This window comes from Pseudomonas sp. SBB6, from assembly GCF_024213215.1.
Taxonomy (GTDB): domain Bacteria; phylum Pseudomonadota; class Gammaproteobacteria; order Pseudomonadales; family Pseudomonadaceae; genus Aquipseudomonas; species Aquipseudomonas donghuensis.
In genome coordinates, this window is record NZ_JANAVH010000004.1 from 175,943 (window position 1) to 190,035 (window position 14,093).

8 protein-coding genes are annotated in these 14,093 nt (G+C 63.5%); 7 read left to right on the plus strand and 1 reads right to left on the minus strand.

Translation table 11 applies throughout. The features are described 5' to 3' along the window. Positions 1–94: 94 nt before the first annotated feature. Entirely contained in the window at positions 95–2,548 is a 2,454-nt protein-coding gene (locus NLX68_RS09660) for a penicillin-binding protein 1A (protein WP_254284065.1), read from the minus strand. A gap of 134 nt (positions 2,549–2,682) precedes the next feature. On the opposite strand from NLX68_RS09660, the gene pilM reads away from it, so the two are divergent. From pilM to gltB, 7 genes are all read left to right on the plus strand, one after another. Next, positions 2,683–3,804 carry a pilus assembly protein PilM gene (gene pilM / locus NLX68_RS09665; RefSeq protein WP_254283815.1) on the plus strand — a complete coding sequence of 374 codons (1,122 nt, stop codon included), beginning with the start codon at positions 2,683–2,685 and terminating at the stop codon, positions 3,802–3,804. Further along, entirely contained in the window at positions 3,801–4,652 is an 852-nt protein-coding gene (locus NLX68_RS09670) for a pilus assembly protein PilP (protein ID WP_254283816.1), read from the plus strand. The genes pilM and NLX68_RS09670 overlap by 4 nt, the downstream gene beginning before the upstream one ends. Before the next feature lie 24 nt (positions 4,653–4,676). Then, a complete protein-coding gene (locus tag NLX68_RS09675) occupies positions 4,677–5,918 on the plus strand; it encodes a type IV pilus secretin PilQ (protein ID WP_254283817.1) in 1,242 nt (413 codons plus the stop codon). Between the two features lie 4 nt (positions 5,919–5,922). Then, positions 5,923–6,441 carry a shikimate kinase AroK gene (gene aroK / locus NLX68_RS09680; RefSeq protein ID WP_010222231.1) on the plus strand — a complete coding sequence of 173 codons (519 nt, stop codon included), beginning with the start codon at positions 5,923–5,925 and terminating at the stop codon, positions 6,439–6,441. Between the two features lie 98 nt (positions 6,442–6,539). Next, positions 6,540–7,637: a 3-dehydroquinate synthase gene (gene aroB, locus NLX68_RS09685; protein WP_254283818.1), complete on the plus strand. Its 1,098-nt coding sequence runs from the start codon at positions 6,540–6,542 to the stop codon at positions 7,635–7,637. A gap of 16 nt (positions 7,638–7,653) precedes the next feature. Then, the gene (locus NLX68_RS09690) at positions 7,654–9,276 is read left to right on the plus strand and encodes an AAA family ATPase (protein ID WP_254283819.1); all 1,623 of its coding nucleotides are present in this window, start codon (positions 7,654–7,656) and stop codon (positions 9,274–9,276) included. A 363-nt stretch (positions 9,277–9,639) separates the two neighbouring features. After that, on the plus strand, positions 9,640–14,085 hold the full coding sequence (gene gltB, locus NLX68_RS09695) for a glutamate synthase large subunit (protein WP_159387999.1): 4,446 nt from the start codon (positions 9,640–9,642) through the stop codon (positions 14,083–14,085). The last annotated feature ends 8 nt before the right edge of the window (positions 14,086–14,093 follow it).

A 14,093-nucleotide genomic window follows, 5' to 3' on the forward strand; every position in this document is an offset into this window, starting at 1 on the left:
TGGCAAGGCCAGCTCCCACAGGTTCAGCGTATGCAGCGCGATTGTGGGAGCCGGCGTTGCCGGCGATGGGCTGGTGAAGCAGCCCCATTGGTCATCAGAACAGATCGATCGGTGCCGCTTCGTCCGCTGGCAGCGGGCTGCCTGGCGCACTGCCGTTGCCCAGCTCATTGACCGACGGCGGTGTGTCTTCGGCCTTGAACAGCTCGAAGTAGGCATTCGGCGTGCTCGGTGTGGCCGCGCGACCGCTGACCGGGTCGACGCGCAGGCTGAGGATGCCTTCCGGCTCGGCCGGTGCATGGTTGGGCTTGTCCTTGAGCGCAGCGCCCATGTAGTTCATCCAGATCGGCAGTGCCACGGTGCCGCCGTATTCGCGACGGCCGAGGGTTTCCGGCTGGTCGAAACCAGTCCACACCGTGGTCACGTAATCGGCGTTATAGCCGGAGAACCAGGCGTCCTTGGACTCGTTGGTGGTGCCGGTCTTGCCTGCCAGGTCGGTACGGCCCAGGGCCAGGGCGCGGCGCCCGGTGCCGCGCTTGATCACGTCCTGGAGCATGCTGGTGAGGATGTAGCTGGTGCGACCGTCGATGATGCGCTCGGCCACGGCCGGCGGTTGAACGATGGCAGCAGGTTCGTTGCTGGTGACGGTACTTAGGCCTTCACCTGGCAGCTGGGTGCTGATTGCCTGCTCTGGTGCGGCGATGCCGGCTTCGACCTGCTCGGCTTGCGGGACCCGCGGCGGGTTGGCGGTGAACAGGGTCTCGCCGTTGCGGCTCTCGATGCGCTCGATCAGGTACGGGCTGATCTTGTAGCCGCCGTTGGCAAAGGAGCTCCAGCCGGTGGCGATTTCCATCGGCGTCAGGGTCGCGGTGCCCAGGGCCAGGGACAGGTTGGGCGGCAGGTCCTGCTTGTTGAAGCCGAACTTGCTGATGTAGTCGATGGTCGAGCTGACACCCATGGCCTGCAGCAGGCGGATCGATACCAGGTTACGCGACTTGTACAGCGCCTCGCGCATGCGGATCGGGCCGAGGAAGGTGTTTGTGTCGTTTTTCGGGCGCCAGACCTTGTCCAGGTACTCGTCGACGAACACGATAGGCGCGTCGTTGACCAGGCTGGCGGCGGTGTAGCCGTTGTCCAGCGCGGCGCTGTACACGAACGGCTTGAAGCTCGAGCCCGGCTGACGCTTGGCCTGCATGGCGCGGTTGTAGTTGCTCTGCTCGAACGAGAAGCCGCCGACCAAGGCGCGGATCGCACCGCTGTTCGGGTCCAGTGATACCAGAGCGCTCTGCGCTCCCGGTACCTGGCTGAACTTGAGGCTGCCGTCGTCCAGGCGCTGGACGCGAATCAGGTCGCCGACCTGGGCAACGTCCGAAGGCTGCTGCGGCGCGCGACCCTGGCTGTTGGTGTTGAGGAACGGGCGGGCCCACTTCATGGTCTCCCAGGCCACACTTTCCTGATTGCCGGCGCGGGTCAGAACCTGCAGGCCGGCCTTGCTGACGTCGGTGACGATCACAGGTTCCAGGCCGCCCAGCGGGCGCTGCTTGCTCAGCTCCTGCCGCCAGGCGTCGCGGGTCTTGCCCGGGAAGCGCGATTCGGGGCCACGGTAGCCGTGGCGCTCATCGTAGGTGGTCAGGCCATTGAGTACGGCTTTGTTGGCGATTTCCTGCAGGTCGCTTGGCACCGTGGTGGTGACACGGAAGCCTTCGGTGTAGGCATCGCTGCCGTAGCGACCGACCATTTCGGCGCGGGCCATTTCGGCAATGTAAGGGGCGTTAACTTCCGGGGTCGGTACGTGGTAGCTGGCGTTGATCGGTTCGGCCAGGGCAGCCTGGTAGCTGGCTTCGTCGATCTTGCCGAGCTTGTACATGCGCCCCAGGATCCAGTCGCGGCGCTCTTTGGCGCGCACCGGGTTGGCCAATGGGTTGAAGCGCGACGGTGCTTTAGGCAGGCCGGCGATCATCGCCATCTGCGCCAGGCTCACATCGCGGATCGATTTGCCGTAGTACACCTGCGCTGCGGCCTCGATGCCGTAGGCGCGGTTGCCCAGGTAGATCTTGTTGACGTACAGCTCGAGGATCTCGTCCTTGGTCAGTTCGCGTTCGATCTGCAGGGCCAGGAGAATCTCGTTGGTCTTGCGCGAGAAGCTGCGTTCGCTGCTGAGGAAGAAGTTCTTCGCCACCTGCATGGTGATGGTGCTGCCGCCGGTCTGGATGTGCCCGGACTTGAGCAATTGTGTTGCAGCACGCATCAGGCTGCTGGGGTCGACGCCGTAGTGATTGGCGAAATTGTCGTCTTCGGCCGAGAGCAAGGCCTGGATGAAATGCGGCGGAATGTCGGCGAAACGGATGGGCGAGCGGCGCATTTCGCCAAACTCGGCGATCAGCTTGCCGTCGCTGCTGTAGACCCGCAAGGGGATCTGCAACTGGATGCTTCTAAGGGCCTCTACCGAGGGCAAGCTGGGGCTAAGATACAGAAATGCGCCGCTCAGACCGAGCACGAGCGCGCAGATGACTGCGACGAAAGACCACCAGAAGAACTTCAGCAGGCGTATCAAGGCTTTTGGGCGTCCAGATAGAAGAATGGGTTGCGCGCGGGGCCAGCGGACAAAGGATAAACGCTGGGCATTATAAGCATTTTTCAACTCGCCGCGTTACGCGCGCGGCTACCGCCAGCAAGGAAAAACCAATGCTAGGACGCTTCGGCATGGATGCCGGTTCACTCCTGGGGATAGAAATTGCCCCACCGTCCATCCGACTGGTGCAGTTGCACCGGCGCAAAGGCGCCTGGTGCGTGCGGGCCTGGGCGCTTGAGCCGCTGCCTGCGGGGGCCGTGGTAGATGGCTGGATTGCCGACCCCGAGGTGGTCGGGCAGGCCTTGAAACGCTCACTGCAGCGCAGCGGCAGCCGCTGTCGGCAGGGCGCTGTGGCCTTGCCGGCTACGCGGGCCATCAGCAAATTGCTGACGCTGCCGGCTGGCCTGGGCGATGCCGAAGTCGCTGCGCGCGTGCACGATGCCGCCGAGCAGTTCATCCCCTTTGACCTTGAAGATACCGCGCTGGATTACCAGGTTCTTGAACCGGTTGCAGGCGATGCATCCAGCGTGCAGGTGGCGATTGCCGCTTGCCATCGCGGCATGCTGGATGTGCTGGAAGCCACCTTAGAGGTCGCAGGGCTGAGCGCCAGGGTGCTGGAAATTGACAGTCATGCAGTGCAGCGTGCAACCACTGACAACGCGGCGACTCTGCAGCTCGACGCCGAGCTGGCGCACGTGGCATCGAGCCTGCGCGTGGCCTGTGGCCTGGCGATGTGGGGTTGCGGGCTAAACCTGTTGCCGTGGCGCGAGCGCCGCCATCGCCTGCGTATTCGAAGGTTTCAGGCTGGCTGTGCAGCCGTTGTGCTGCTGGCTGCCGTTACCACCGGGTTCGTCGACCTCCATTACCGGGGCGTGCTGCAGGAGCAGGCGCTGAGCCTGGCCACGCTCAAGCAGGAGGGCGGGCAGCCGGAGCCTGAAGCCCTGCTGCATGAGCTGCGTCAGTTGGAGGGCCTGCAGGCTGGCCGTTTTTTTGCCGTGGATGTGCTTGAACATATTGAGCAGGCCATGCCCGACGGTCTGTACCTCACCGCCCTGAGCCAGGAGCTGACTGCGCTCAAACTCACTGGAATGGCTCAGTCGGCCGCTTTGGTTGCGCAATTGGCAGGCAACCTGTCGTCCTCACCCTTGATCAGTTCTGCCGAGTTGCAGCAGATAAGTGCGGTCGAGGAAGGCCATGCGTTCGAGTTGGTCGCGGCCTTGAAGGTAGCGCCTTGAGCCTCTGGGACCCGGTGGCACGGCGCGCCTGGCCCGTGCAGGTGATGATGCTGATGGGGTTGCTGGCACTGCTGGCGAGCTTGGCCTACGCCGTGCATTTGCGGCCTTTGCTGATGCAGGTTGGCCAAGGGACCGATCCATTACCGCACGAGGGTGCAAGCAGTGCCGAGCAGGCGGCATTGCACAGCCGTCTGCAACAAGCCCGTTGGCAATTGTCGTCGGGGCGCGACGAGCCTGAGGTGTTTGAAACCCTGTCCCGCCTGGCCGAGGCCCATGCGGTGGCCATCGAGCAGCTGCAGGTGCTCGAAGCGTCACCCGCTGAGCATTACCTTGAGCGGCCCCTGCAACTGCGCCTGCGTGGCGCCTTTTCGGACCTTGCCGGGTTCTTCGCTGACCTGGCTGCGCAGCCGCGGCTGGTGACCGTGCATAAGTTGTCGCTCAAGCCGGCCGATGCGGGGCTTGTGCTCATGGAGCTGCAGGCCCGGACCTACCGGCATCACTCACTGTATGCCCTGGCGCAGGGCTTGCCGCCAGAGCCTCCCGAGCGCCGAGCAGTTGCCGTGCTGCGCAACCCTTTTGCGCCTTCTGCGCTGCAGCCAGCCGCCGATGTTTTGCAGCGTCTGGCGCTGGAGCAGTTCGAGATGGTCGGCAGCCTGGCCAGTCGCGGCATCCGCTATGCACTGATTCAGGCTGATGGCCTTGTGCATCGGCTTCAGGTCGGTGACCGGCTGGGCCGTGACCAGGGGAAGGTTGTCGAGATAAGCGAGCGGCAGGTTGACGTTATCGAGCAGGTTTTTATTGCCGGCCAAGGCTGGCAACTGCGGCGGCGAACACTCGCCCTGCGTTGAAGGTGCTGGCCAGGGAGGTCATCGATGGGCAAGGGGGGTGTTATTGCAGCGCTGATAGGGGGCTGTCTGTTTGCCGGCGTCGTTGCGGGGAAGCAGCTGTACGGTGGCGAGCCGCTTTCGCTTAATTTCCAGGATGTCGAGGTACGCACGGTATTGCAGGTGCTGGCCGACTTTTCCGGGGTCAACCTGGTGGCCAGTGACGCGGTTCAAGGCAAGGTGACCTTGCGTTTGCAGGATGTGCCCTGGGACCAGGCGTTGGATCTGGTACTGCGCAGCAAGGGCCTGGAGCAGCGCAAGGACGGCAATGTGCTGCTGGTCGCACCGCGTGCCGAGCTGGCCGGATCAGCGCCGTCGCGGCGCGAGCTGATCCCGATCCATCATGCCAAGGCCACCGATATCGCCGAGTTGTTCCACGCCCTGATGGCCCATGAGGCCGGGGGCGCCAGCCACGGTTCGCTGAGTGTCGACGAGCGCACCAATACCCTGGTCGCCAGCCAGCCGCCAGAGCGTCTGGAAGAGCTGCGTAGGCTGATCGGCGAACTGGATGTGCCGGTTCGTCAGGTGATGATCGAGGCGCGGATTGTCGAGGCCAACGTCGATTTCGAAAAGAGCCTGGGCGTGCGCTGGGGTGGAGAGGTGCAGGTGGGCAAGGGCTTGAGCCTGGGCGGCAGCGATACCTTTGTCGACCTTGGCGCGGATCGAGCAGCATCCAGCATTGGCTTTGGCCTGGTGCGCAACAGCGTGCTGCTTGACCTGGAGCTCAGCGCCATGGAGCGCACCGGCAATGGCGAAATCATCTCCCAGCCCAAGGTGGTTACCGCCGACAAGGAAACCGCGCGGATCCTCAAGGGCACCGAGGTGCCGTATCAGGAGAACAGCGGCAGCGGTGCCATCTCCGTGACCTTCCGCGAGGCATCGCTGTCTCTGGAGGTAACCCCGCAGATCACCCCGGACAACCGGGTGATCATGGCGGTCAAGGTGACCAAGGACGAGCCCGACTACCTCAATGCCCTCGATCACGTGCCGGCGATCCGCAAGAACGAGGTCAATGCCAAGGTGCGCATCAATGATGGCGAGACCATCGTGATCGGCGGCGTGTACTCAACGGTGCAAAGTAAAGTTGTCGACAAGGTGCCATTTTTCGGCGATGTGCCGTATGTTGGGCGGCTGTTTCGTCGCGATGTTCTACAAGAGAAAAAATCCGAGCTGCTGGTCTTCCTGACTCCGCGTATCATGAGTGACCAGGCGATTGCTGTGAGTCGTTGATTCTGTGCGAAATTTGATACTTGTGGGGCCAATGGGTGCTGGCAAAAGCACCATCGGCCGCCTGCTGGCCAAAGAGCTGCGCCTGCCGTTCAAGGATTCCGACAAGGAAATTGAATTGCGCACCGGCGCCAATATCCCGTGGATCTTCGATAAGGAAGGCGAGCCGGGCTTTCGTGACCGCGAGCAGGCGATGATCGCCGAGCTCTGTGCGTTCGATGGCGTGGTGCTGGCTACCGGAGGCGGCGCGGTGATGCGCGATGCCAACCGCCAGGCCCTGCATGCCGGCGGGAGGGTGGTGTACCTGCACGCCTCGGTCGAGCAGCAGGTCGGGCGTACCTCGCGTGATCGCAACCGGCCGTTGCTGCGCACGGCCAACCCGGAGGCGACCTTGCGCGCGCTGCTGGAGGTTCGCGACCCGCTTTACCGCGAGATTGCCGATCTGGTGGTGGAAACCGACGAACGGCCGCCGCGGATGGTGGTGCAGGATATTCTCGAGCGCTTGCAGAAGTTGCCGCCCCGTTAAGCCAGGACTATCCTCGCGACCAGTCATGCCGTGACAGGGCACACCGTTATCGCGCGGTTCGAGCCATCGATGCCGCGCCTAGTTCATTGTGGGGACACATGCAGACACTAAAGGTCGAATTGGGCGAACGTAGCTACCCGATCTACATTGGCGAAGGCCTGCTGGATCAACCTGAACTGCTGGCGCCGCATATTGCCGGCCGGCAGGTCGCCATCGTGTCCAACCAGACTGTCGCCCCCCTCTATCTGGAACGTTTGAGCAAGACCCTGGGAGCCTATTCGGTGCTGCCGGTGGTGCTGCCTGACGGCGAGGCCTACAAGAACTGGGAAACCCTGCAGCTGATCTTCGATGCGCTGCTGACTGCCCGCCACGACCGCCGCACTACCGTGGTCGCGCTTGGCGGTGGGGTGATTGGCGATATGGCCGGCTTTGCCGCCGCCTGCTACCAGCGCGGCGTGGATTTCATCCAGGTGCCGACGACCCTGCTGTCCCAGGTCGATTCGTCGGTGGGCGGCAAGACCGGCATCAACCATCCGCTGGGCAAGAACATGGTCGGTGCCTTCTATCAGCCCAATGCGGTGCTGATCGACACCCGCAGTCTCAATTCCCTGCCGCCGCGCGAGCTGTCGGCGGGCCTGGCCGAAGTGATCAAGTACGGCCTGATCTGTGACGAACCGTTCCTCGGTTGGCTCGAAGAGCACATGCAGGCCCTGCGCGGCCTCGACCAGGTGGCGCTGACCGAGGCCATCCGCCGTTCCTGCGCGGCCAAGGCCGCGGTGGTCGGTGCTGATGAACGTGAGTCCGGCGTGCGCGCCACCCTGAACCTGGGCCACACCTTTGGTCACGCCATCGAGACCCACATGGGCTATGGTGTGTGGCTTCACGGTGAGGCCGTCGCTGCCGGTACTGTCATGGCCCTGGAAATGTCCATGCGCCTGGGCTGGATCAGCCAGCAGGAGCGTGACCGTGGTATCCGTCTGTTCCAGAACGCAGGCTTGCCGGTGGTGCCACCCGCCGAGATGACCCCGGCGCAGTTCATGGAGCACATGGCAGTAGATAAAAAGGTACTCGACGGTCGTCTGCGTCTGGTCCTGCTGCGCCGCATGGGCGAAGCGGTGGTCACCGACGACTATCCGAAAGAGATTCTTCAGGCCACGCTGGCCGCGGATTACCGCGCGATCGTGGCCCAGCTTTGAGGTTGATGAGCGTCCGATGACTAGTTTGCATGCCGACGAGGCCTTTCTCGGCCATTACCAGTTGAACCACGACCCCTTCGCTGCACGGGTGCCGGGTTTCAAATTCTTCCCTGCCCAGCGCAAGCCGGTGCTGGGCCAGCTGCACCACCTGGCCCGTTACAGCCAGTTGCTGCTGGTGGTTACCGGCCCGCAGGGCAGCGGCAAAACCCTGCTGCGTCAGGCCCTGGTGGCCAGCACCAACAAGCAATCGGTGCAGAGCGTGGTGGTTTCCGCCCGTGGTGCCAACGATGCCGCCAGCCTGCTCGGCCAGGTTGCCCAGTCGTTGGGCGTGGCCCAGGTCGAAGTCCCGGACATCCTCGCCCAGGTGGTGCAACTGGCCCTGACCGGGCAGGAAGTCTATCTGCTGGTGGACGATGCGGAACAACTTGGCGAGTCGGCACTCCAAGCCTTGCTGGAGTTGGCGGCGGGCACTCCGGAAGGGCGTCCGCATGTCTTCCTGTTTGGCGAGCCGTCACTGATCGCCGGGCTGGAAGAGCTCAATGCCGAGCAGGAACGTTTCCATGTCATCGAGCTTGAGCCCTATAGCGAAGAAGAAACCCGTGAGTACCTCGAGCAGCGCCTGGACGGTGCCGGGCGGGGCATCGAGGTGTTCACCAGTGAACAGATCGTTGATATTCACCAAAACTCTGACGGCTGGCCTGGGGCAATCAACCAGGTCGCCCGCGATACCTTGATCGAAGCCATGATCGCCAGCCGGACCACGGCGAAGCGACCATCAATGGGGTTCAATATGCCGAAGAAACATGTGCTGGCGTTGTCTGCTGTCGTCGTGGTCGCCGTCGCGGCCGCCGTGCTGATGCCGAAGAAGGGTGATCAGGCGCCGACTGCTCCTGCCGAACAGGCGCAACTGCCGCTGGGTGAGGGGCAGCCGGGCAATGCCCAGTCGAACAATGGCGGCCCGGCCATCGAGTTCGCCGGCAATTCGCAACCAATGCCGCTGCCGCTGGTAGGTCAGTCGCAACCGGTGATGCGTGGCCCGCTGGCCGAGTCGACCGGCATGGGCGAGGGTGAAGAGTCCACGCCGGCTGGCGAAACCGCACTGCAGCCACCTACCGTCACCACTATTGCTCCACCGGCGGGTGTCGCCGCTGGCCCAGCACCAGCGCCGGCACAAGCGGTTGCTCCAGCACAGCCCGTTGCCCCGGTACAGCCGGTTGCACCTGTGCAGCAGCCGGTGGCGCCTGTTGCCAGCAAGCCGGTTGCGCCTGCTGCCAAGCCTGCGCCAACCCAGGTTGCAACCGCCAAGCCTGCACCTAAGCCTGCCGAGAAGCCGGCGGCCAAGCCTGCGGCCGGTGGTAGCTGGTATGCCGGGCAGAAGCCGGGCAATTATGTCGTGCAAATCCTCGGTACCAGCTCCGAAGCGTCGGCCCAGGCCTACGTCAAGGCGCAAGGTGGCGACTATCGCTACTTCAAGAAAACCCTGCAGGGCAAGCCGCTGTACGTGATCACTTACGGCAGCTTCGCCAGCCGTGACGCCGCTCTGGCTGCAATCAAGGCCTTGCCAGCCAAGGTCCAGGCTGGTAAACCTTGGCCACGTACCGTCGCCAGCGTCCAACAAGAACTGGCCTCGACCCGCTGATATAGCCTGGTGGCACTACCCCCGCCACCTGCTGAGCGACTCCTGAACATCGGTCAAGCCTGCTGCGTACTGCGCGGCAGGCTTTTCTGTCCCAGACTGCCGGCCACAAGCCCATCTTGCAGTCCAGGCTGAAACGCTTCAGACTCAAGCCATGCCGTTACCACGGTGCACGCTTAAAAACATTCAAAAACGCGACATGGATTTACGGCAATTCGTCGTAAATTTGTGGGCTTCCCTGTCGCTGTGCAACAATGGCTCCCCTATTGCCCCCGCAAAGCTGGCATTCGTTCGGCGTGGATGGTAAGTGGTTGTACTAAAAAAAGATTTGCCTTGGAGAGAGGCGAACCTGGTGAGAAAGTGTCTATGAAAACAGGTCTGTACCATCCCGAAGAATTCAAGGATAACTGTGGTTTTGGCCTGATCGCCCATATGACGGGTGAACCCAGCCACCACCTTTTGCAAACGGCCATCCAGGCCCTGACCTGCATGACCCACCGCGGTGGGATCAACGCCGACGGCAAGACCGGCGACGGTTGCGGTCTGCTCATGCAGAAGCCCGACCAGTTCCTGCGTGCCGTGGCCCGCGAACAGTTCGGCAATGAGCTGCCCAAGCAGTACGCGGTCGGCATGGTGTTCTTCAATCAGGACAACGCCAAGGCTGAAGCCGCGCGCGCCAACATGAACCGCGAGATCCTCGCGGCTGGCCTGCAACTGGTGGGCTGGCGCAAAGTGCCGATCGACACCAGCGTCCTCGGCCGCCTGGCCCTGGAACGCCTGCCGCAGATCGAGCAGGTGTTCATCGGCGGTGAAGGCCTGAGCGATCAGGAATTCGCCATCAAGCTGTTCAGTTCCCGTCGTCGCTCTTCGGTGGCCAACGCCGCCGACACCGACCACTACATCTGCAGCTTTTCGCACAAGACCATCATCTACAAAGGTCTGATGATGCCGGCGGACCTCGCCGCCTTCTATCCGGACCTCAGCGACGAGCGCCTGCAAACCGCGATCTGCGTGTTCCACCAGCGCTTCTCCACCAACACCCTGCCGAAATGGCCGCTGGCGCAGCCGTTCCGCTTCCTCGCCCACAACGGCGAAATCAATACCATCACCGGTAACCGCAACTGGGCCCAGGCGCGTCGCACCAAGTTCGCCAACGACCTGATCCCGGACCTGGAAGAGCTCGGCCCGCTGGTCAACCGCGTCGGCTCCGACTCCTCGAGCATGGACAACATGCTCGAACTGATGGTCACCGGCGGCATCGACCTGTTCCGTGGCGTGCGCATGATCATTCCGCCGGCGTGGCAGAACGTCGAGACCATGGACGCCGACCTGCGCGCCTTCTACGAATACAACTCCATGCACATGGAAGCGTGGGACGGCCCGGCCGGCGTGGTACTGACCGAAGGCCGCCACGCGGTGTGCCTGCTCGACCGTAACGGCCTGCGCCCGGCGCGCTGGGTCACGACCAAGAACGGCTATATCACCCTGGCGTCGGAAATCGGCGTGTGGGACTACAAGCCCGAAGACGTGATCGCCAAGGGCCGTGTCGGCCCGGGGCAGATCTTTGCCGTGGACACCGAAACCGGGCAGATCCTCGACACCGACGCCATCGACAACCGCCTGAAGTCGCGCCACCCGTACAAGCGCTGGCTGCGCCAGAATGCCCTGCGCATCCAGGCCGACCTCAGCGACGACCAGGGCGTGGCCAGCTACGATGCTGACCAGCTCAAGCAATACATGAAGATGTTCCAGGTCACCTTCGAAGAGCGCGACCAGGTACTGCGTCCGCTCGGCGAGCAAGGCCAGGAAGCGGTCGGTTCGATGGGCGATGATACGCCGATGGCGATCCTCTCGCAGCGCGTGCGTTCGACCTATGACTACTTCCGCCAGCAATTCGCCCAGGTCACCAACCCGCCGATCGACCCGCTGCGCGAAGCGATCGTCATGTCGCTGGAGATCTGCCTGGGTGCCGAGCGCAACATCTTCCAGGAGTCTCCCGAGCACGCCTCGCGGGTAATCCTCAGCTCGCCGGTGATCTCGCCAGCCAAGTGGCGTTCGCTGATGAACCTCGACCGCCCCGGCTTCGAGCGCCAGCTGATCGACCTCAACTACGAAGAGAGCCTGGGCCTGGAAGCTGCGGTGCGCAACATCGCCGATCAGGCCGAAGAAGCCGTGCGCAGTGGCAAGACCCAGCTGGTGCTCAGCGACCGCCATATCGCCCCGGGCAAACTGCCGGTGCATGCGTCGCTGGCCGTGGGGGCCGTGCATCACCGCCTGACCGAGCTGGGCCTGCGTTGCGACAGCAACATCCTGGTTGAAACCGCCACCGCCCGCGATCCGCATCACTTTGCCGTGCTGATCGGTTTCGGTGCTTCGGCGGTGTACCCGTACCTGGCCTACGAAGTGCTCGCCGACCTGATCCGCACCGGCGAAGTGCTCGGTGACCTGGAAGAAGTCTTCAAGTACTACCGCAAGGGCATCTCCAAGGGCCTGCTGAAGATCCTCTCGAAGATGGGTATCTCGACTGTCGGTTCCTACCGTGGTGCGCAGTTGTTCGAAGCCGTCGGTCTCTCGGAAGAAGTGGTGAACCTGAGCTTCCGTGGCGTTGCCAGCCGCCTCAAGGGCGCACGTTTTGTCGACATCGAGAACGAGCAGAAGCTGCTCGCCGCCGAAGCCTGGAGCGCGCGCAAGCCGATCCAGCAGGGTGGCCTGCTGAAGTTCGTCCATGGTGGCGAATACCACGCCTACAACCCGGACGTGGTCAACACCCTGCAGGCCGCCGTGCAGCAGGGCGATTACGCCAAGTTCAAGGAATACACCGCGCTGGTCGACAAGCGCCCGGTGTCGATGATCCGCGACCTGCTCAAGGTCAAGGTCGCCGACCAGCCGCTGGCGCTGGAGCAGGTCGAGCCGCTGGAAGATATCCTCAAGCGTTTCGACTCTGCCGGTATCTCCCTCGGCGCGCTGTCGCCGGAAGCTCACGAAGCCCTGGCCGAGGCGATGAACCGCCTGGGCGCGCGCTCCAACTCCGGTGAGGGCGGCGAAGACCCGGCCCGCTACGGCACCATCAAGAGCTCGAAGATCAAGCAGGTGGCCACCGGCCGCTTCGGCGTTACCCCCGAGTACCTGGTCAACGCCGAAGTGCTGCAGATCAAGGTGGCCCAGGGCGCCAAGCCGGGTGAGGGCGGGCAGCTGCCTGGCGGCAAGGTCAACGGCCTGATCGCCCGGCTGCGCTACGCCGTGCCTGGCGTGACCCTGATCTCGCCTCCGCCGCACCATGATATCTACTCGATCGAAGACCTTTCGCAGCTGATCTTCGACCTCAAGCAGGTCAACCCGCAGGCGCTGGTCTCGGTCAAGCTGGTGGCAGAAGCGGGCGTTGGCACCATCGCCGCCGGCGTGGCCAAGGCCTATGCCGACCTGATCACCATCTCCGGCTACGACGGCGGCACCGGCGCTTCGCCGCTGACCTCGATCAAGTACGCTGGTGCGCCGTGGGAGCTGGGCCTGGCCGAAACCCACCAGACCTTGCGCGGCAACGACCTGCGCGGCAAGGTCCGGGTGCAGACCGACGGCGGCCTGAAAACCGGCCTGGACGTGATCAAGGCGGCGATCCTCGGCGCTGAAAGCTTCGGCTTCGGCACCGCGCCGATGATCGCCCTGGGCTGCAAATACCTGCGTATCTGTCACCTGAACAACTGCGCCACCGGCGTTGCCACCCAGAACGACAAGCTGCGCAAGGATCACTACATCGGTACCGTCGACATGGTGGTGAACTTCTTCACCTATGTCGCCGAAGAAACCCGTGAGTGGCTGGCCAAGCTCGGCGTGCGCAGCCTCGGCGAGCTGATCGGGCGTACCGACCTGCTGGAAATGCTCCCCGGCGAAACCGAGAAGCAGAAGCACCTGGACCTCAGCCCGCTGCTGGGCAGCGAGCACGTGCCGGCCGACAAGCCGCAGTTCTGTGAAGTCGACCGCAACCCGCCGTTCGACAAGGGCGTGCTGGCCGAGAAAATGGTCGACATGGCCCTGCCGGCCATTCGCGACCTGTCGGGCGCCGAGTTCGACCTGGACATCTGCAACTGCGACCGTTCCATCGGTGCGCGGATCTCCGGCGAAATCGCCCGCCTGCACGGCAACCAGGGCATGGCCAAGGCACCGATCACCTTCCGCTTCAAGGGCACTGCCGGGCAGAGCTTCGGGGTGTGGAACGCCGGTGGCCTGAACATGTACCTCGAAGGCGATGCCAACGACTACGTCGGTAAAGGCATGACCGGTGGCAAGCTGGTGATCGTACCGCCTGCGGGCAGCCCGTTCGCCACCCAGCACAGCGCCATCATCGGCAATACCTGCCTGTACGGCGCCACCGGCGGCAAGCTGTTCGCCGCCGGTACCGCGGGCGAGCGCTTTGCCGTGCGCAACTCCGGTGCCCACGCGATTGTCGAGGGCACCGGCGATCACTGCTGTGAGTACATGACCGGTGGCTTTGTCTGCGTTCTGGGCAAGACCGGTTACAACTTCGGCTCGGGCATGACCGGTGGTTTTGCCTACGTGCTGGACATGGACAACAGCTTCGTCGACAAGCTCAACCACGAACTGGTCGAGATCCAGCGCATCAGCGGCGAGGCCATGGAGGCTTATCGCAGCCACCTGCAGCGCGTGCTGGCTGAATACGTCGAAGAAACCAACAGCGAATGGGGTCGTGAGCTCTGGGAAAACCTGGACGACTACGTGCGGCGCTTCTGGCTGGTCAAGCCGAAGGCGGCCAACCTGAAGAACCTGCTGTCCAGCACCCGTGCCAACCCGCAGTGATATGCGCC